Origin of the sequence: Cellulosilyticum sp. I15G10I2 (assembly GCF_900095725.1) — a bacterium.
Classification (GTDB): domain Bacteria; phylum Bacillota; class Clostridia; order Lachnospirales; family Cellulosilyticaceae; genus FMMP01.
The window spans coordinates 58,890-76,543 of record NZ_FMMP01000017.1 but is presented as its reverse complement, the minus strand read 5'-3'; the positions used below and the strand labels follow the sequence as shown (position 1 = coordinate 76,543).

Sequence of the window (17,654 nt, the reverse complement as noted above, 5' to 3'; positions counted from 1 at the left end):
AATTACCCCCTTCTCATAAATCACATTGCACTATTATTGGAAAAAAGATGCCCTCTACCCTACTATATATGTAGATCAGCAAATGGCATCTTGCTAAATTTATATTACAGTGTCACTTTACTACAGCCGCTTTTTTCAAGTCCTGCTCTAACCCAGTCTTTTTCTTCTTGGCTTAGTGGAAGAACTGGACGATGCATAAGGGCATTCTCGAATATACCTCTTTGTACGAGTGCTTCTTTCATACGAGCGTGTGCTTCACCACTTGGTTGTCCACCTCCATAGATCGCTTGAGAAATTGGATATAATTTTTCTGCATATTCGCGGCATTTTGCATAATCTTGAGCTTTTACAGCTTTCCAAGCTTCTGTGATTATTTCTGGAACACAGCCAGCAAAACCGATAAGTGCTCCGTCCATTCCTGGATACCAAGAAGTCATTAATGTTTCATCATGACATGTGATTAAAGAAATGTCTGGGCATTCTCTGCGTAGTATGCGAACATCATGTTCATAAAGAGCTGTTACACGAGTTCCCATCTTGATACATTTTACATGATCAATTTCTTTACACATCTTTACTAAAGTTTCTACTGGATAGAAAGCTTTTGAAGTAGCTGGATATAAATGAATGATAATATCAATGTCAGCACCTTCTGCAACGTCTTTTACATATTCAAATGGAGCATTAGGATTCATACCAAAACGCAGCCACATATGAGGAGGCATGAGGAGAATGCCGTCAGCACCTGCTTCTTTTGCTTCTATTGCCATTTCTATAGATTCTCTTGTATTTTCACAGTTGATACCGGAAATGATGGTCATCTCATCGCCAACTTCATCTGCAACAATTTCTACTACTCTTTTACGTTCTGCTCTAGTAAGTCCTGTAATCTCACCTGTATGTCCGTTACATACCAGACCACCAATTTCATCAAACGTCGACAACCATTTCACATATTTTCTAAGTAATGGTTCATTGATACTATAGTCATCAAACATTGGAATTGAAATTGCAGGGAAAATAGTTTTGAAGTTTTTTACTTTTGCCATAATTATAATCTCCTTTATATTCATATGATTAATTAATAGTTAAAATGAGTGCGTACAACCTGCATCAACACTGCGCATATATTGTGCAAATTGTACAAATAATTACTTTGCGCAATCATTTGTATGTGTAATATATTTATATCACATTACTATTTAATCATCAATATTAATAAAGCTTCCTGCAATTTTTTGCATATATTCGAAATTATGCACATATGTTATGCAATTTTTTTCTTATAAAAATAGTAAATGACTTAAACATACTAAAATCCGTAGAAGGCTGCCCTTTCTACGGATTTTAGTATGTTTAAGTCATTTTTAAAAACCTTATTTATTGATCATATACTTATAAAACTCTTTTGGAGTAATCCCATATTCATTTTTAAAAGCTCTCAAAAAATTGCAATAATCTCCAAAACCTATAAGTTTATAAATTTCTATCAAAGGAAGATTTTGAAGAATTAATTCCTTAGCAGTAATCAATTTTTTCTGTATAATGTAGCGATGAATAGTGGTTCCCGTATGCTTTTTAAATTCTCTGGATAAATAAAATTTAGATACGTAAAATTGGCTTGCTAAATAATCCAAGGGTATTTCTTCCTCTATGTGTTCTTCAATATAGCGCATTACCGCTTGAATGAGATGATTATTTTTAACATCTACCTTCATTTGTAAAGCGATATCATCTCTTTGCAAATAACTTTTATTAATTATAAGTAAAAGGTCTGTAATATAGGCTTTATAGTCTATGTCTCCCCCAAAACGATCTTGCTCTTTACAATTTAACAACTTTATAAATATTAGTTTTATACTTTGAACGATCTCCATAGGGAGCCGTGCTACATTATGTTCTTTTATTATTTCAGGCATAAAACAGCTTGCAAGATTTGTCTTTGAAGTAGAAAGCACTTTTACAAATTCTTTATCTATCCACAGAACCATACGTTCATAAGGCTTAGAGTTATCTTTAAAAACGGGTTGATGAAGCTCATTAGAATTAATAATTACAATGTCACCTGGAAGCAATCTATATATTTTTCCTTCTATTAAATAATCAACATCTCCGGCGAGAAATAAATAAATCTCATAAAAGTCATGGTGATGAAGCTGTATTTGATTTAAGTATTTATCTTTATAATGAAAAACCTCATATTCTGCCTCTAACATAATTTGACGCGCTGTATATTTTTGTTTTTTATTCATAGGATCACCTTCAATGTTATTATATAAATTATGAGCAATTTTTGCAAGTTTAAGGTCTTTTATAGACTAGGATTATTTTTTTATACTTGTTATACTTGAAATACAACCACGCAATAAATTTAAAGAGGAGGTTATTTATGAAATTATCATTTAGATGGTACGGTATGGATGATGCAATAACTCTTGATTATATTAGACAAATCCCTAATATGGAAAGTATTGTTACTGCAATCTATGATGTTCCAGTCGGATCGGTTTGGAGTAATGAAAGTATTATAAATCTCAAAAATCAGGTGGAAGAATCAGGACTTAAGTTTGATGTTATTGAAAGTGTACCTGTTCATGAAGATATTAAGCTCGGACTGCCTACTCGTGACCAATATATCGAAAACTATAAAGAAAACATCTGCCGTCTAGCAAAAGCAGGCGTCAAAGTCATCTGCTATAACTTTATGCCAGTATTTGACTGGACACGAACACAGCTTGATAAGATGCTTGAAGATAAGTCTACAGCTCTTGTTTACTATAAAGATCAGGTTGAAAAAATGGATCCGCTCACAGGCGAATTATCTCTCCCTGGCTGGGACTCAAGTTATAAAAAAGAAGATCTTCAAAAATTATTTGATGCTTACTCAAAGGTTGACGAAGAAAAATTATGGGACAATCTTGAATATTTCCTAAAACAAATTATTCCTGTTGCAGAGCAAAATGATATTAAAATGGCTATTCACCCTGATGATCCGCCATGGCCTATTTTTGGCTTACCACGACTTATTACGTGCGAACAGAATTTGGATCGCTTCTTAAAACTCGTTGATAGCACATACAATGGCTTAACATTTTGTACCGGCTCACTTGGCTGCGCCAAAACCAATGATATGGTTAAGCTGGTAGATAAATATGCCGCTCAGGGCAGAATCCACTTTATGCATATACGTAATGTTAAAATTCTTGATGACGGAAGCTTTGAAGAATCTGCTCATTTCTCACCTTGTGGTTCTTTAGATATTGTTGAGATTGTAAAAGCTTTACACAAAAACAACTTTGATGGTTATGTACGTCCTGACCACGGCCGTATGATCTGGGGAGAAACCGGAAGACCTGGCTATGGTTTATTTGATAGAGCATTAGGTGCTGCGTATCTTACAGGTATATGGGAAACCCTTTCAAAAACAAGTAAGGAGTAATCAACTATGAATCTGCCTTTTAATATTAATCTGACTAATAAAGTTGTTGTTGTAACTGGAGCTGGTGGTGTGCTTTGTGGTATGTTTGCAAAGGCTATTGCTAAGTGTGGTGCAAAAGTTGCTCTTCTTGATCTTAATCTAGAAGCTGCACAGAAACTTGCAGATGAACTAACTTCTGCAGGCTATATCGCCAAAGCTTACAAAGCCAATGTACTTGATAAGGCCGATCTTGAACAAGTACACGCTGCTGTTTCAAGTGATTTAGGACCATGTGATATTTTAGTTAATGGTGCTGGAGGCAATAGCCCTAAAGCCACCACTACAAACGAATATTATTTCCCAGGAGATATAGATAAAGATATTGTTACATTCTTCGATCTTGATACTGCTGGGGTAGAGTTTGTATTTAATTTAAATTTCCTAGGCACACTCATTCCTACACAAGTCTTTGCAAAAGATATGTTAGATAAAAAAGATGCCACCATTTTAAACGTTTCTTCGATGAATGCCTTTACACCTCTTACAAAAATCCCCGCCTATTCTGGAGCAAAGGCAGCTATTAGCAACTTTACGCAATGGCTTGCCGTTCATTTCTCAAAATCAGGCATAAGAGTCAATGCAATCGCTCCCGGTTTTTTTGTAACTGCACAAAATGAAAAATTATTATTTAATGAAGATGGTACCCCTACAGTACGTAGCGAAAAAATTCTTAATGCTACTCCTATGAACCGTTATGGTGAAGCTGAAGAATTAATTGGAACGCTTTTATATTTACTTTCTAATGAAGCATCTGGCTTTGTAACAGGCGTAGTTATTCCTGTTGATGGCGGTTTCAGCGCTTATTCTGGCGTATAAAAACCAAAACACAAAAGCTACTTAACGTCATATTTTGATATGATGTTAAGTAGCTTTTTTATTACTATAAAACCATTACCCTAAGATCAACTTCCTTATTATAGTAAGTTATGTTGATCTTAGTACCTCTTAGGCCGATAAGTGCCTAATGAAACCTTGCAGCTTATTCCTAAGGATGAATGCTTTTGTAATTATATTTTCATATAACTTACTACTTACATTCATATTTGGTTTTACATAGTTAGTATATCTTGTTTAGAGTATATTATACTTGTAATATTTCCCTTATATCTGTGTAACCTTAAATACGCTCACCTTTTCTTTAAGCTGCCCGGCAAGCTCTTTTAAATCTTGCGTATGCGAAACAATGCCATCTATACTAGCTAACTGTTCTTCTGTCGCAGCTGAAACTTCTTCTGTTGCCGCTGAATTTTGTTCTGTTGCAACCGAAAGTGTTTCTAAAATATGAATTATTTCATCTTTTTCTCTTTCCATTTCAAAGCTATATCCTTTAATATTACGTATATCTTCTGTAATACCTTGTAAAGCTTCTAATATCTGATTAAAAATAGACTTAGCTTCTATTACGGCATCATTTTGTTCCTTAGCTATTGCTCCGCCTTCTTCCATAGCTTTAACAGCAGCATTTGACCTCTCCTGTATTTCACTTATTAACTCTTTAACTTTGCCAGTAGACATGGCGGATTGGGCCGCCAGTTTTCTTACTTCTTCAGCAACGACAGCAAATCCTCTCCCTTGTTCTCCAGCTCTTGCAGCTTCTATAGCAGCGTTTAAAGCTAATAAATTAGTTTGATCAGATATCTGACTAATAACCTCTGCAATGGCACTGATTTCTATAGAGCTTCTGTCAACTTCCAGTACGATTTCATTAACCTTTTGTGCCGCTTTGCTATTCTCTTCTGATTTATTCGTAAGGATCTTAATTGCCTCTAATCCTTTGCTGCTTATACCGCTTGTTGCAGCTGCTGCTTCATCAGTTTTTACTGTAAGCTTTGTTACCTGCTCTATTCTTTCTGATAAACTTTTGACTCTCATAACACCATGCTCTGTCCCTCTCGCTTGTTCCTCTGAACTTTGTGCAATTTCATTAACAGAAACTGCTACCTCATTAATAGTTACTGTGTTTTCATCAACGATACTATCTAATAGTTCTGAGGATTTAAATACTACATCCACTGAATTCTTCACAGAACCTATGAGCTCATTAACATTTTTCACCATTATATTAAATGATTCATTAAGTCTCCCAATCTCATCTCTATTCTTTATACCCAAATCCTGTATGTATAGATCACCCGAGGCTACAGCATCTACAGCTTTTCCAATCTTTTTAATAGGAACAGCTATGTGTTGTGCAAATATTATAATAACTATAGATCCTATAACTATAACGCCTAAAAGCATCATAATCATTGTAATAAAAATCTTACTTGAACCTACATTAAAGTCATTCATATAAGTTCCAGCACTCACAACCCAACCCCAGTGCGGATCAGTCTTTTGATAAGCAACCTTATCAGAAATTTTTTGCGAATTGGGAAGTGTCCACCAGTAAGTTAGATAGCCTCCTCCCTCATTTCCTATTCTGATCTGTTCTTTCACAAAATACGAACCATCTTTCTTATCTTGAGCATCCAGTACATTCTTACCTTCAAGGGTAGGATGTGCTGCTTCAATACCTTCTTGTGTATAGGCCAGTAAATAGCCATTTTCTCCAAGATTTATATTCTTATTAATCGGTCTTGTCCCATCGGCATCTTTCTCACCCAGCATATATTCTCTAACTCTTTCTTGCGCCTCATCTAGTGTTAGCTTCCCTCCATCTACAAGTATTTGATTTTGTTCAATAACTTGCAGTGTCATCTCTACACTATTTTTCAGAAGAACCTTCCCGCTCTCTTCAAGTTCTTGTTTCGCAACACTATAGCTTACTAAGCCTAGAGCAAGTACTGGTATGATTAACAATAACTCTGTTACCAAAATAAGTTTCGTCCTAATAGCTAATCCTTTAGCTTGTTTTAATGAGTTTTTCATTATGTATGTCTCCCTCCATGTCTTCATTCTAATTATCGACATTTTATTACAATAACTTTATAGATGGAGACCCTATGATACTTTCAAAAACAATAAATAAAATGAGCCTATTTAGAAAATATTTTTCTCTTTAAATATATTATATAAATGTATGGTATTATTGTTTATTATAAACTAAAGAGATTATCACTATAATCTTAAAAAAATCATTTTAAATAACAGGAGGTAATCCAATGAATAAAATCACATTAGAAGTGTGTGTGGACTCCGTAGAATCAGCTTTAGCTGCACAAAAAGGCGGAGCAACACGATTGGAGGTATGCAGTAATCTAATAATAGGCGGCACTACTCCTACATCAAGCTTAATTGATTTAGTTAACGCATCAGTAGATATCCCTTTGCATGTGCTTATAAGGCCTAGATTTGGGGACTTTTGTTATACACCATTTGAGTTCGAATATATTAAGCGAGAAATCAAAGTTGCAAAAGAACATGGTGCAAAAGGAATAGTTATTGGCATTTTAACTCCAAACGGCGACCTAGATATTGAACGCTTAAAAGTTCTCATTGATCTTGCAAAACCACTGCATATCACCTTGCATAGAGCATTTGATGTATGTAAAAATCCTTTTGAAGCGCTTGAACAAGTAAAATCCCTTGGAATTGACACAATTCTTACATCAGGTCAGCAGCAAACCTGTATCCAAGGTGCTTCCTGTATTAAAGAACTTGTAAATAAAGCAGGAAATCAAGTTGAAATATTAGTAGGCAGCGGATTAAATTCTAGTAACATTGAAGAAATAGTAAAGACAACTCATGCAAAAGCCTATCATCTTTCCGGCAAGAAAGAGAAAGAAAGCCCGATGCTTTATAGGCCTCAAACAGTAACTATGGGATTACCTATCTTATCCGAATATACTATTTGGGAAACAGACTGGCTTGAAATTGAGAAAGTTAAAGATATCATAAATAGAATTCATCTTTAGATTTATTTTAATCCACCCATCAATACCTTTAAATAAACTATAGTCTTTAAATGCAATTCGTAGCCCATATAGTGGTTTATACTTAAATAATATAAGCCATATCACCATAGGGGCTATTAACAGATACAGATACCTACCCCTATAAATATTTTTTAGTAGATTGTTATTCTTGAGCTTAGTTATCCATTCTTTATTACGCTGAGTACTACTCGTAAAGAACTTGTTTATTCTCTTTGTCGGTGTATACACTTCTAACGCCTCCTTCTTAGCTGCTATCCTCTTTTATTTGTACATATCTGCTGCGACAACTACAGCACTGCGCATACACCTTGGTAAATCTCTACTATTTAATATGACATACACTACTTTAGTTTATAAATATATATCATAACTATTTCTTTAAGTCATATTAAAAACTCCTTATCTCATTAAAAAATGACCACTCCCTTTATCTATAAGGTCATAGTCATTCTTTATTTATTTATTATAAAAATAAATAAATATAATAAGTTATTAGCAGGATTATTTTACCCACTTACACTTTAGGAAGTAATATAGTGACTTTCGTTCCCTTCCCAAGCTCGCTTTCTATCTGCACTACATTGGTTCCATAAGCTATATTAAGCCTTTTTATAACGTTATTAATGCCAATCCCTCTATGTTTAGTGAGTCCACTTGGCTCTGTACAAACAATTTCTTGTAGCCTTTGTTCATCCATGCCTACACCATCGTCTTGTATGATTATTCGGATGCATTGCCCCTCATCTTTCACACTTATTTCTAATATTCCATGACTTTTAGGCTCTAGCCCGTGTATGATGGCATTTTCTACAAAGGGCTGGAGGATCATACTGGGTATAGTAAAGTTTTCGACCTTTGAATCTAGATATGTATCAAAATAGAATCTATTTCCAAATCGCTTACTTTGAATGTACAGATAGCTCTCTACAACCTTATATTCTTCTCCTAGTGTGACATTCATACTTATTCTTTTTAAGTTATACCACAGCAAACTAGAAAGTTCTTTAATCATGAGCTTTGTCTGCTCGGCACTTTCAATCTCTGCAAGAGCAGAAATACTATTGAGTGTATTAAAGAGAAAGTGTGGGTTAATCTGAGACTGCAGCAAATCCAGTTCTGTTTTATTAAGTAAATGAGATACCTCTAAATTTTTGATTTGTTCTTGTTTTAATTCATTTTCTATCTGCCCCTTTTGTTTTATAGTTTCTATCAGTTGTTTGAGTCTAATAACCATATTATTAAAAGACTTCACAAGAATACTTACTTCTTCTCCAGTCTTTATGTCAATCAGTTCAATGTCTAAATTTCCTTCTGCCACTTCTTTTGACATAATAGCTAACTTATGGATAGGCATAGCAATATTTCTAGAAAATCTTATAGCAAATATAAAACATAACAGCGTAATAAAAAACATTAAGAGATAAATAATATTTTCTCCTATAATAAGATTTCGCTCCAAACCGGCATAATAACTTTGCGCATCTCTCATTTGTAGCACTAACAAAATCTTCACTTCACTCTGCATATAGCCGCTTAATCTATAAAGCTCCTCTACGTATTTATCAATATAAATACGTTCTGTTTCTTTTTCCGCTAACTGAATAAATCTGACCTTTTTTTCATTAAAGGTCTCAACCATGCTGAGGATGTCCCTACCCTTATAGTAAATTTTCTCATTATCAGATGTTTGAATCTCCTTAAGTTTATTTACTACTTTATTATACTCTTTCTCATAATTCCCTAAATTATTTTGTTCTGTATTATATAAATACTCAACAACCATATTAACTATATTATCTATCGCAACGGATACCTCATCAATTTTTTCTGCTCTTCTTAGTATAGAATCAAAGCTTTCATAGTAAAGCTGAGTTTTATAAAGAAAGGAAATATTAGTCAAGGACATAATGAGTATAATAATAAAGAAATAAACTAACAACTGCTTTTTCAAGCTAAAGCTTTTGATATCAAGGCCTTTTATACTAGGTTTCTTCATTTTTATCACCTCATACCAAACTCTCTATATTCTTTTGGCGTAAGCCCTACAATCTTTTTAAAAATCCTTGTGAAATAACTCGAATCCGAATACCCTACTGCTATAGCTATCTCTCTTATACTTTTATCCTTATTGTCTAAAAGTTTTTTTGCATAACTGATTCGTTTGCCTGTTACATAGTCTATAAAGTTCATACCTGTTTCTTCTTTAAATATTTTACTTAAATATTGTGGACTAATTCCAACTTCTTGCGCTATACACTCTAATGAGATATCTGCAAAAACATTTTTATGAATACTACTATGTATTTTTGTAAAAATCATCTTTTCTTTCAAATCCTGTATTTCTTCTATAAGCTGGAGAATATTAAATAAGTTTCTTCTGCTCCAGATCCTTATTTCTGCTATATCACTTAAATGCGTAAGATCATCCATTGTTCCTATCATTGTCAGCGTATTAATTCCAATCCCTAATTGCAGCATCGTTCTCTTAACGATAGATAAAAGCTGTGATAAATACTCTTTTATATCTTTCATTTCAGAAAACTCATTAAATACTCCCTCTAGAATATCTTCTATAACTTGTTTTGACTGTACTATATCCCCTACCTTGATTAAATCTATAAGTTTTTCTTCAAGTTGAACCGGATATCTTATATTCTCCTTTGCTAAGCTCTCTTTCATTTCAATATAATGGATAACATTATTACATTTTAGAGCAGCTTTTAAAGCTAAATACCCCTCACTATAAGATTCTTTAGAAAACTCTATAGAAGTTGCTACATTTCCTATTCCTATTCCTACAGGAACATTAGCTACTACGCTTATCCTTCTTTTTATTTCTTCCCCAATTTTTTTAGACTCCTTACAAATCTCTTCACTATTTTCATTTCCATCCACCGGAAACCATAAGGGGATTCCCCTTCCAACAAAGTCTCCTATTATACACTTTCTCATTGTTACCACTAAATTTTTTATCCCCTGCAAAATTTTGCTTTTAATATTTTTAATTTGTATTTCATCTCCAGAATTGTACGAAATATCTTTTTTAAATCCTATTAACATAAAGTAGCCCTTATTAATATTATACTGAAAAAAAGCTGCATAGTTTTTTAAGTCTTCTTGCTTTATACTGCCATAAATCATCTGGGATATAAGTTCTTTCTGCACAAGGGGTTTAATGCTATTCACTTTTTCTTCTAAGGTGCCATCATTATTATTTTTTTCTTTTTTATAGTTAATGGTGTTTATTAATGATCTTATCTTTTCTACTGTATCTTGATCATTTATAGGTTTAAGCAGATAGCCTCTCACCCCCATATTAAGTGCATTTTGTACGTAATTAAAGCTATCATACGCTGTAAGTATTAAGATATTAGCCTCTTCAAACTCCTCTAATATCTGCTTTGAAGCATCTATGCCATTTAATATAGGCATCTTAATATCTATAATAAGCATATCTGGTTTAAGCATCTTATATAGATTCACAGCCTCTTGTCCATTTTTTGCCTCTCCTATTATGCTTACATCTGGAAATCTTCTATTAACCAAAGCCCTGATAGCATATAGAGATAAAGGCTCATCATCAACTATTAATAGCTTAATCATATATCCCCCACCTTTTATAATAAAGCACTAAATATTTCAGCCTTATTTAAATATGAAACTTCTAGAATAACCTTAACTTGCCCATTTTGAATTTCAAATTCTAATGCCATCCTTTTACATTTTTCTTCTTGACTTAATATATTGATTAGTAATTTATCAAAGAAAGCAATTAAGCTTGATTTAGTTATAAATATGGTTTTAAGCATTTTATCTTTATCAATAGCCACCTCAAAATTAAAATCATAATGTGTTCTTTGGATATTTATATAGTGTTCAATTACTTCTATTTCATAGTCAAGACATTCTTTCTCTTTTTCCTTGGATAAATATCTAAAAAACTTCAGGTATGAATCTAGTAGATTAAATGTCTTTGGTGCTTCTTCTATAAACGCCAGTTGGCTTGCATCAAGAAGAACACTATGAGTTAACTCTTTCAATCTTTCTTTATACACGCTTATCCCCCTATGGTCATTCGATATAATTATATTAATAATTATACACTATTTGCAGCTTTAATATAGCTGTATTTATATCCTCAACCTCCCTTGTAAAGTTTATAAGTATGTGGAAACTTTATTTTTATACTACAAAAGATAACTATAAGTAAACCTCACTTATAGTTATCTTTTATCTTCTAAACCATTGTATTAGCTCATGATTATACTTTACTTATATATTCCATATTCTTGAAGTGTTTCCCACATGGCCATGAAATTTTGTGGTGAAACATCACTTTGAATGTTATGAACACCCGCAAAGATAAATCCTCCTCCAGGAGCAAGATCTTCAATTCTTCTTTTAACTTCGTCTCTTACCTGCTGAGGTGTTCCAAAAGGTAATACATGTTGTGTATCTACACCACCGCCCCAAAAAGTCATGTCTTTGCCAAATTCTTTCTTGAGCAGTTTTGTATCCATATCTTGTGCATTAACTTGAACAGGGTTTAAGATATCTACGCCCTCTTCTATCAGATAAGGAATAAGTGGTTTTACTGCACCACAAGTATGGTAAAAGATATGAACTTTATTTTTAGCCTTACTTTTTATAAAACTAAATAATTTTTTATGATAAGGATGCACCATTTCTTTGTATAAATCCACTGAACAAAGCAGACTGTTTTGAGTCGCAAGATCATCAGCTTCTGATATGATAAGTACATTATCTCCCACTGTTTCTAGTGCTTTTTCCCAATACATCATCTTTAATTCTGTAATTTTGTTCATTAAAGCATGGGCATACTCAGGCTCTGCAAGCATATCACAGAAGAATTTCTCAAAACCACTCATCCACAGCGCCGTCTCCCATATACCTGCATACTGTCTTCCTAATATATAAGCTTTTTTATCTTCATATACATATTTGTCAGCTCTTGTTTTAAGTGTCGCAAATCTGCCTGGGTCTACTGGGTTTGGCCATGGATAGTTTTCCATATCAGTTATTGTATCTATCGTTTCAAGTGGTCGTTTAATCATATCGAAATAATGACCGTTTTTAACAGGCATTTTCCAGCCGATTCCCCATTCATCATTCATCTCATAATACTCACCACGTTCTTCCATATCTTTAGCTAATCCTTTTTCTAAAGGAGGCGTTGGATCAACACATCTTACATCTACACCTAATTTTTCTATTACATCTTCATCAACTCTTGCAAGTTGCTGCATGACATCACAGAGTTCAATTTCTTTTTTGGGTAATCCAAGATAGTCTCTTAAATTGATATAACTATGTTTATTAATACCTGTTAAGACGCTTGCCCCAAGGTCAAAGGGTATTTTATCCGATTCTTTATGTTCAAGTGCCATCTTTACTCTTTCAAAGCTTGTGTATTGCATAGTTTTGCCCCCTCTTTAGCTAATCTTTCACTTTTTTCTTTTCTTAATTTACCAGCTCGATCTATAAGTACTGCGATAAGTAACGTTGCTCCAATAACAAAGGTTTGCCAGTAGACATCTACACCTAAGAGCGTTAAGGCATTTGTTATAAGTGCCATAAGCAGTGATCCAAGAAAAGCACCTACAACTGTACCTTCTCCACCTTGCAAACTTGCCCCGCCTATAATAACTGCTGTTATCACTCTTAACTCTAGCCCTGTTCCAGCTGTAACCGCTGCAGCACCCAGCCTTGATGTCATAACGATTCCTGCAAAACCTGCCAAGGCTCCTACTATCACGTAATTTAATATTTTAATCTTATCTACATCTATTCCTGATAATTTAGCAGCCTTTTCATTGCCGCCTATATAATAACTCTGTCTAAAGAACCGCGACTTTCTAAGTAAAATATCTCCTATGATAACGAGTATTACCGCATACCAAATGGGCAGTTGAATACCTAATAACTTAGATTGTCCAACAGCATTAAAAGCTTCTCCTAAACCTGAAATATTTTGTCCTTTTGATATTATTAAAGTTAATCCTCTAAATAAGCTTAAACTTGCGAGCGTTGTTACAAAAGGGTTGATCCCTATTTTAGCTATAATAAAGCCATTGAATAAACCTACTAATCCGCCTATAGTTATACCTATTAATATGCCTACTACAACAGGCATCCCTTTTGTGATAAGCATAGCTGTCATTGCTCCAGTAAATGCAACAACTGATCCAACTGACATATCAAAACCACCAGAAACCATCAGGTTAGTCATACCTACTGCAATTAAAACTTCTATAGATAATCCTAGGAGAAGCGCCAACATATTTCCTGTCCCCAGGAAATAGGGTGAGGCAAAACTCATTATAATAAATACGCCCAAGACAATCGCAAAGATCATAAACTCTCTTTGTTTAGTCATTCTCTTTATAACATTCATCTTTATGCTCCCTTCTTACTTTTGCCTATGCCTGCTGCCAGGGCAATAACTTTTTCTTCATTGGCTTCTTGTCTTCCAAGTTCCCCAACGATTTGTCCTTCTTTCATAACAATCACCCGATCTGTAATCCCAAGCACCTCTGGCAGGTCAGAAGATATCACCATAATGGCAACACCCTTGGCTGCAAGATTTCTTAAAATAGTGTAAATCTCACTCTTTGCGCCTACATCTACGCCTCTTGTCGGCTCATCTACAATAAGAAGCTTTGGACAAATGCCAACCCATTTGGCAACTAAAACTTTTTGTTGGTTGCCTCCGGATAAGTTTTTAATAAACTGATGAACACTCGGGGTTGCTACACCAAATGCTTTGACAACGCTATGTGCATTTTCTTCAATACGGTCTTCTTTTAGAAAACCTTTCTCTGAAAACTTCGACAAACGATTAGCTGGCAAGTTATTTTTGATACAAAATTCTAAGTACAGCCCTTGCGTCTTTCTATCTTCACTTAAATACCCAATCCCTTTTTCAATGGCCTGCTTGCATGTTTTTATATTTATCTCCTGGCCCTCTAAGCATAACTTACCTGTATCTATAGGCTCTGCTCCAAAAATGGCCCTGCCGACCTCTGTTCTTCCAGCTCCTACAAGTCCTGCAAACCCGACTATCTCTCCAGCTCTTATATTAAAACTGATATTTTTAAAAGCTCCTTTTCTGCCGATGTTTTGTGCCTCAAAGAGTACTTCTCCTATTTTTGCCTCCTCTGATCTAGACCCAAAAATGTTTTCTATCTTTCGGCCTACCATTTTAGTCACCAAAAATTCTTCGTCAATATCTTCTATCCGTGCATCTGCTACATACTGTCCGTCCCTGAGGACTGTCACTGTGTCTGCTATTTCAAATATTTCATGCAAATGATGCGAAATATAAATACAAGAAATGCCTTTCGACTTAAGCACTCTTATATTTGTAAAAAGCTGTTTAACTTCAGCCTCTGTTAAAGATGAAGTTGGCTCATCAAGGACAAGAATCTTAGGATTAAATGACATCGCCTTAAGGATCTCTACTACTTGCTGATTAGCTATTGATAATTCTTTTACAAGCATAGCTGGATCAATATGATCTGCATTAAATAAAGCTAACATCTCTCTTGTATTCTTATGTAACGTTTTAACATCTATTATGTTTCCCATCTTAACAGGCTGCCTGTTAGCAAAAATGTTTTCTGCCACACTTAATCCTTGAATAAGACTTAACTCTTGATATACTACACTAATTCCTTTTTGATTAGCATCATTTGGAGAATCGAAATGAACTTCTTCTCCATCTAAATAAATAGTACCGCTATCAGGCTTATAGATCCCGCCAAGTGTAAGCATCAGTGTACTTTTTCCAGCACCATTCTCTCCCACTAAAGCATGGACCTCTCCTTTTTTGATTCTAAGATCTACACCACTTAGTGCTTTTACTCCCGGAAAGGTTTTAATAATCCCCTTCGCCTCAAGCATGTATTCACTCACCGTATTCACCTGCTTTCCATGTTGATGTATTTATTTAAGTCAGCCCAGAAAAGATTCTGGGCTAATAGAAAGACTATCTTTTGAAATATTTCGCGTTATCCTTATCAACAATAACTACACCTGTATCAACAGCTGCTGGAATACCAAGTACCCCTGCCGCAGCATTATCTGTTGTTATTTGTACCTTACTATTATTTAAATTATAAAGTATTTGTGTTGCATAATAAGGCATTAGAGCTGTTTGTTGTGCTACTGTAGCCGAAATAGTTCCTTCTTCAATAGCTTGAATAACTTCATTTCCTCTGTCCATTGCTATAACTTTTACTTTACCGCTGAGTCCTGCTTCTTTTACTGCTGTAGCTGCTCCAGCACCACCTGCTCCTTCAACACATGCAATACCTGCAAGGTCAGGATATTTTTGTAATAAGCTCGCTGCCGCCTGTGCTGCCACAACTGGATCTGACTGTGTATCCGCAATTTGTACCACTTCGATTCCAGGATACTTACTAAATGCTTCTTGATAACCTTGCACACGTTCTTCAAGGTTCGATTGTCCTGGTTTAGTCATAATAGCAACTTTTCCTGTTTGACCTATCATCTCTGCCATCTTCTCTCCGCCCATTCTGCCTGCATTAATGTTTCCTGTTCCTACAAAAGCAAGTCTTTTGGAAGTTGGAAGGTCTGCATCTACAGTAACTACTGGGATTCCTGCATCAATAGCTTTATTAACGATAGCATCTAATGAAGGTTCAAATCCTACGACTACAATACCATTTGGTTTTTTAGCAATTGCTTGTTCAAAAGCCGAAACCATAGCATTCATATCATATTCTGCAGGCCCAACATATTCAGTTCTAACACCAAGTTCTTCTCCTGCTTTTTCCATTCCCATCTTATGATCATAAAAATAGTCTAAGTTTCCAAGTGCAGAAACTTCTATATAGAGTTGGTCTTTCTTATCAGTTTGAGTCACTTCAGCTTTATCTGATTCTCCAGTTTGTGCTGTTGCTGGTTTTGAACATGCTGTCATACCTAACATTAATACTACTGACATCACTAAGGCAAAAATCTTTTTCATTTTGATTCCCCCATTTTCTTTTTAGATATTATATTATTTCCTAAACTTGTTTTTGTATCTAACATTATTATACTGGTATAATTCTATAAAAAAAATTGTAAATACTTAATATTTATATTAAATATTTACACCAAATTGTTATCTTAATCCGTATTTGCTATCATTTTTGTTATAGCTTAAAATATTACTAAAAGAATAAAATATTACTACTCTATAGATATAACAAAAGATGACCTCTATAAAGAGACGCCATCTTCGTAATCTATACTTTTTGCATTTCTGTTAAATATAAAGCATACTATTCATTAACTTCAAGTTTTCAAAATTTGTATACTTTGGTATTTCGCACCCAGCCGCAAGTAGTGTTTTTTCATCAGCCATTGCCATGCACTTACCTACTTCTCTTGTAATAATTTCTTTATTACCTTTTAGAAATACAGCTACAGGGTCCATATTACCACAAGCACAGGTCCTAGTTCCTTTAAAGAGCTCAACTGCTTTTTCAAAATTCACCATCCAGTCAATATCTACAATATCTGCACCAGCTGCTGCAATATCTTCTAATAAAGGTTCGATATTTCCGCAAATGTGAAGCTTTGCTTGAGCTCCCAACTTGTGAATATCTTGGATAATCCTTTTTTCGTAGGGCAATGCATATTGGCAATAAAGTTCAGGACCTATTAGAGAAGCTACTGCATCACCTATCCCGATAATATCAGCTCCCGCTTCTACTTGAGCTTTCATAAATGCATATTGCACTTCATAAATCTTTTCAAAAAGTTCTGTAACCGCCTCAGGTTCTAAAATCAAGTCCATCATCAGTTCACTTACCCCTCTAAGGTCTGCCGCTTCTGCTAGGGCGCCTTCTACCCACCCTACAATCGGGTATTTACCTCCGACTTCCTTTTTATAAAGTTCTATCGCACGAATACGATCTAATAACCTTTCATCTTCAAAAGGACTTTTCACTTTTAAATCTTTTACAATAGCATAATCTTTAATAAGCTTTTCATTGCAGTAAGGGATATCGTCTTCCGGAAAGATAATCTTAGCTCCAAAGCTGTGGGCTTCTCTCCAAGGGTCTGACATAGCCGTTACGACATCTATTCCAAATGCTTCGCAGCATTTAATATTGCCTTCTACTAAATATCTATAATCTGCCGCAAAATGACTATACGGTATATTGATATACTTTGCAGCAAATGCCATCACAATGTTTAGGTTAGGAATTTTATCAACTTCTTTGCCCTGCAGCCTAGCCATCACTCTTTCATAGGAATTCATT

At 34.5% G+C, this 17,654-nt stretch carries 14 protein-coding genes; 3 read left to right on the top strand and 11 right to left on the bottom strand.

What is annotated here, in order from left to right; genetic code table 11:
* Positions 1-104 precede the first annotated feature (104 nt).
* Together BN3326_RS16600 and BN3326_RS16595 are read right to left on the bottom strand one after the other, a co-directional pair.
* Positions 105-1,049 carry a dihydrodipicolinate synthase family protein gene (locus BN3326_RS16600; RefSeq protein WP_070000379.1) on the bottom strand — a complete coding sequence of 315 codons (945 nt, stop codon included), beginning with the start codon at positions 1,047-1,049 and terminating at the stop codon, positions 105-107.
* Between the two features lie 327 nt (positions 1,050-1,376).
* Positions 1,377-2,252, bottom strand: coding sequence for an AraC family transcriptional regulator (locus tag BN3326_RS16595; RefSeq protein WP_070000378.1), 876 nt, complete (start codon positions 2,250-2,252; stop codon positions 1,377-1,379).
* 137 nt (positions 2,253-2,389) lie between these two features.
* On the opposite strand from BN3326_RS16595, the gene uxuA reads away from it, so the two are divergent.
* Together uxuA and BN3326_RS16585 are read left to right on the top strand one after the other, a co-directional pair.
* Positions 2,390-3,439, top strand: a complete 1,050-nt coding sequence (gene uxuA / locus BN3326_RS16590; RefSeq protein ID WP_070000377.1) for a mannonate dehydratase — start codon at positions 2,390-2,392, stop codon at positions 3,437-3,439.
* A gap of 6 nt (positions 3,440-3,445) precedes the next feature.
* Complete coding sequence (locus tag BN3326_RS16585; protein WP_070000376.1) at positions 3,446-4,294, top strand: SDR family oxidoreductase; 849 nt, start codon at positions 3,446-3,448, stop codon at positions 4,292-4,294.
* 285 nt (positions 4,295-4,579) lie between these two features.
* Here BN3326_RS16585 and BN3326_RS16580 read toward each other — a convergent pair whose 3' ends face one another.
* Complete coding sequence (locus BN3326_RS16580; protein ID WP_242876019.1) at positions 4,580-6,349, bottom strand: methyl-accepting chemotaxis protein; 1,770 nt, start codon at positions 6,347-6,349, stop codon at positions 4,580-4,582.
* Between the two features lie 233 nt (positions 6,350-6,582).
* Between BN3326_RS16580 and BN3326_RS16575 the strand changes: the two genes are divergently transcribed.
* Complete coding sequence (locus BN3326_RS16575; protein ID WP_070000375.1) at positions 6,583-7,335, top strand: copper homeostasis protein CutC; 753 nt, start codon at positions 6,583-6,585, stop codon at positions 7,333-7,335.
* Positions 7,336-7,870: 535 nt separating this feature from the next.
* Here BN3326_RS16575 and BN3326_RS16570 read toward each other — a convergent pair.
* The 8 genes from BN3326_RS16570 to BN3326_RS16535 form a co-directional block, all read right to left on the bottom strand.
* Positions 7,871-9,352 carry a sensor histidine kinase gene (locus tag BN3326_RS16570; protein ID WP_070000374.1) on the bottom strand — a complete coding sequence of 494 codons (1,482 nt, stop codon included), beginning with the start codon at positions 9,350-9,352 and terminating at the stop codon, positions 7,871-7,873.
* 5 nt (positions 9,353-9,357) lie between these two features.
* Positions 9,358-10,959: a helix-turn-helix domain-containing protein gene (locus BN3326_RS16565; RefSeq protein ID WP_070000373.1), complete on the bottom strand. Its 1,602-nt coding sequence runs from the start codon at positions 10,957-10,959 to the stop codon at positions 9,358-9,360.
* A 14-nt stretch (positions 10,960-10,973) separates the two neighbouring features.
* On the bottom strand, positions 10,974-11,411 hold the full coding sequence (locus tag BN3326_RS16560) for a histidine kinase (protein ID WP_070000372.1): 438 nt from the start codon (positions 11,409-11,411) through the stop codon (positions 10,974-10,976).
* Between the two features lie 213 nt (positions 11,412-11,624).
* On the bottom strand, positions 11,625-12,794 hold the full coding sequence (locus BN3326_RS16555) for a uroporphyrinogen decarboxylase family protein (RefSeq protein ID WP_070000371.1): 1,170 nt from the start codon (positions 12,792-12,794) through the stop codon (positions 11,625-11,627).
* On the bottom strand, positions 12,767-13,771 hold the full coding sequence (locus BN3326_RS16550; RefSeq protein ID WP_070000370.1) for an ABC transporter permease: 1,005 nt from the start codon (positions 13,769-13,771) through the stop codon (positions 12,767-12,769). Before BN3326_RS16550 ends, BN3326_RS16555 begins: the two co-directional genes overlap by 28 nt.
* A gap of 2 nt (positions 13,772-13,773) precedes the next feature.
* On the bottom strand, positions 13,774-15,291 hold the full coding sequence (locus BN3326_RS16545; protein WP_083258844.1) for a sugar ABC transporter ATP-binding protein: 1,518 nt from the start codon (positions 15,289-15,291) through the stop codon (positions 13,774-13,776).
* Between the two features lie 73 nt (positions 15,292-15,364).
* On the bottom strand, positions 15,365-16,369 hold the full coding sequence (locus tag BN3326_RS16540; protein WP_070000369.1) for a substrate-binding domain-containing protein: 1,005 nt from the start codon (positions 16,367-16,369) through the stop codon (positions 15,365-15,367).
* Positions 16,370-16,651: 282 nt separating this feature from the next.
* The gene (locus BN3326_RS16535; protein WP_070000368.1) at positions 16,652-17,653 is read right to left on the bottom strand and encodes a uroporphyrinogen decarboxylase family protein; all 1,002 of its coding nucleotides are present in this window, start codon (positions 17,651-17,653) and stop codon (positions 16,652-16,654) included.
* Position 17,654 lies beyond the last annotated feature (1 nt).

Coding starts and splice junctions, on each gene's coding strand:
- BN3326_RS16600 (WP_070000379.1), bottom strand. CDS start 1,049: ATGGCAAAAGTAAAAAACTTCAAAACTATTTTCCCTGCAATTTCAATT.
- BN3326_RS16595 (WP_070000378.1), bottom strand. CDS start 2,252: ATGAATAAAAAACAAAAATATACAGCGCGTCAAATTATGTTAGAGGCA.
- uxuA (WP_070000377.1), top strand. CDS start 2,390: ATGAAATTATCATTTAGATGGTACGGTATGGATGATGCAATAACTCTT.
- BN3326_RS16585 (WP_070000376.1), top strand. CDS start 3,446: ATGAATCTGCCTTTTAATATTAATCTGACTAATAAAGTTGTTGTTGTA.
- BN3326_RS16580 (WP_242876019.1), bottom strand. CDS start 6,349: ATGAAAAACTCATTAAAACAAGCTAAAGGATTAGCTATTAGGACGAAA.
- BN3326_RS16575 (WP_070000375.1), top strand. CDS start 6,583: ATGAATAAAATCACATTAGAAGTGTGTGTGGACTCCGTAGAATCAGCT.
- BN3326_RS16570 (WP_070000374.1), bottom strand. CDS start 9,352: ATGAAGAAACCTAGTATAAAAGGCCTTGATATCAAAAGCTTTAGCTTG.
- BN3326_RS16565 (WP_070000373.1), bottom strand. CDS start 10,959: ATGATTAAGCTATTAATAGTTGATGATGAGCCTTTATCTCTATATGCT.
- BN3326_RS16555 (WP_070000371.1), bottom strand. CDS start 12,794: ATGCAATACACAAGCTTTGAAAGAGTAAAGATGGCACTTGAACATAAA.
- BN3326_RS16550 (WP_070000370.1), bottom strand. CDS start 13,771: ATGAATGTTATAAAGAGAATGACTAAACAAAGAGAGTTTATGATCTTT.
- BN3326_RS16540 (WP_070000369.1), bottom strand. CDS start 16,369: ATGAAAAAGATTTTTGCCTTAGTGATGTCAGTAGTATTAATGTTAGGT.
- BN3326_RS16535 (WP_070000368.1), bottom strand. CDS start 17,653: ATGAATTCCTATGAAAGAGTGATGGCTAGGCTGCAGGGCAAAGAAGTT.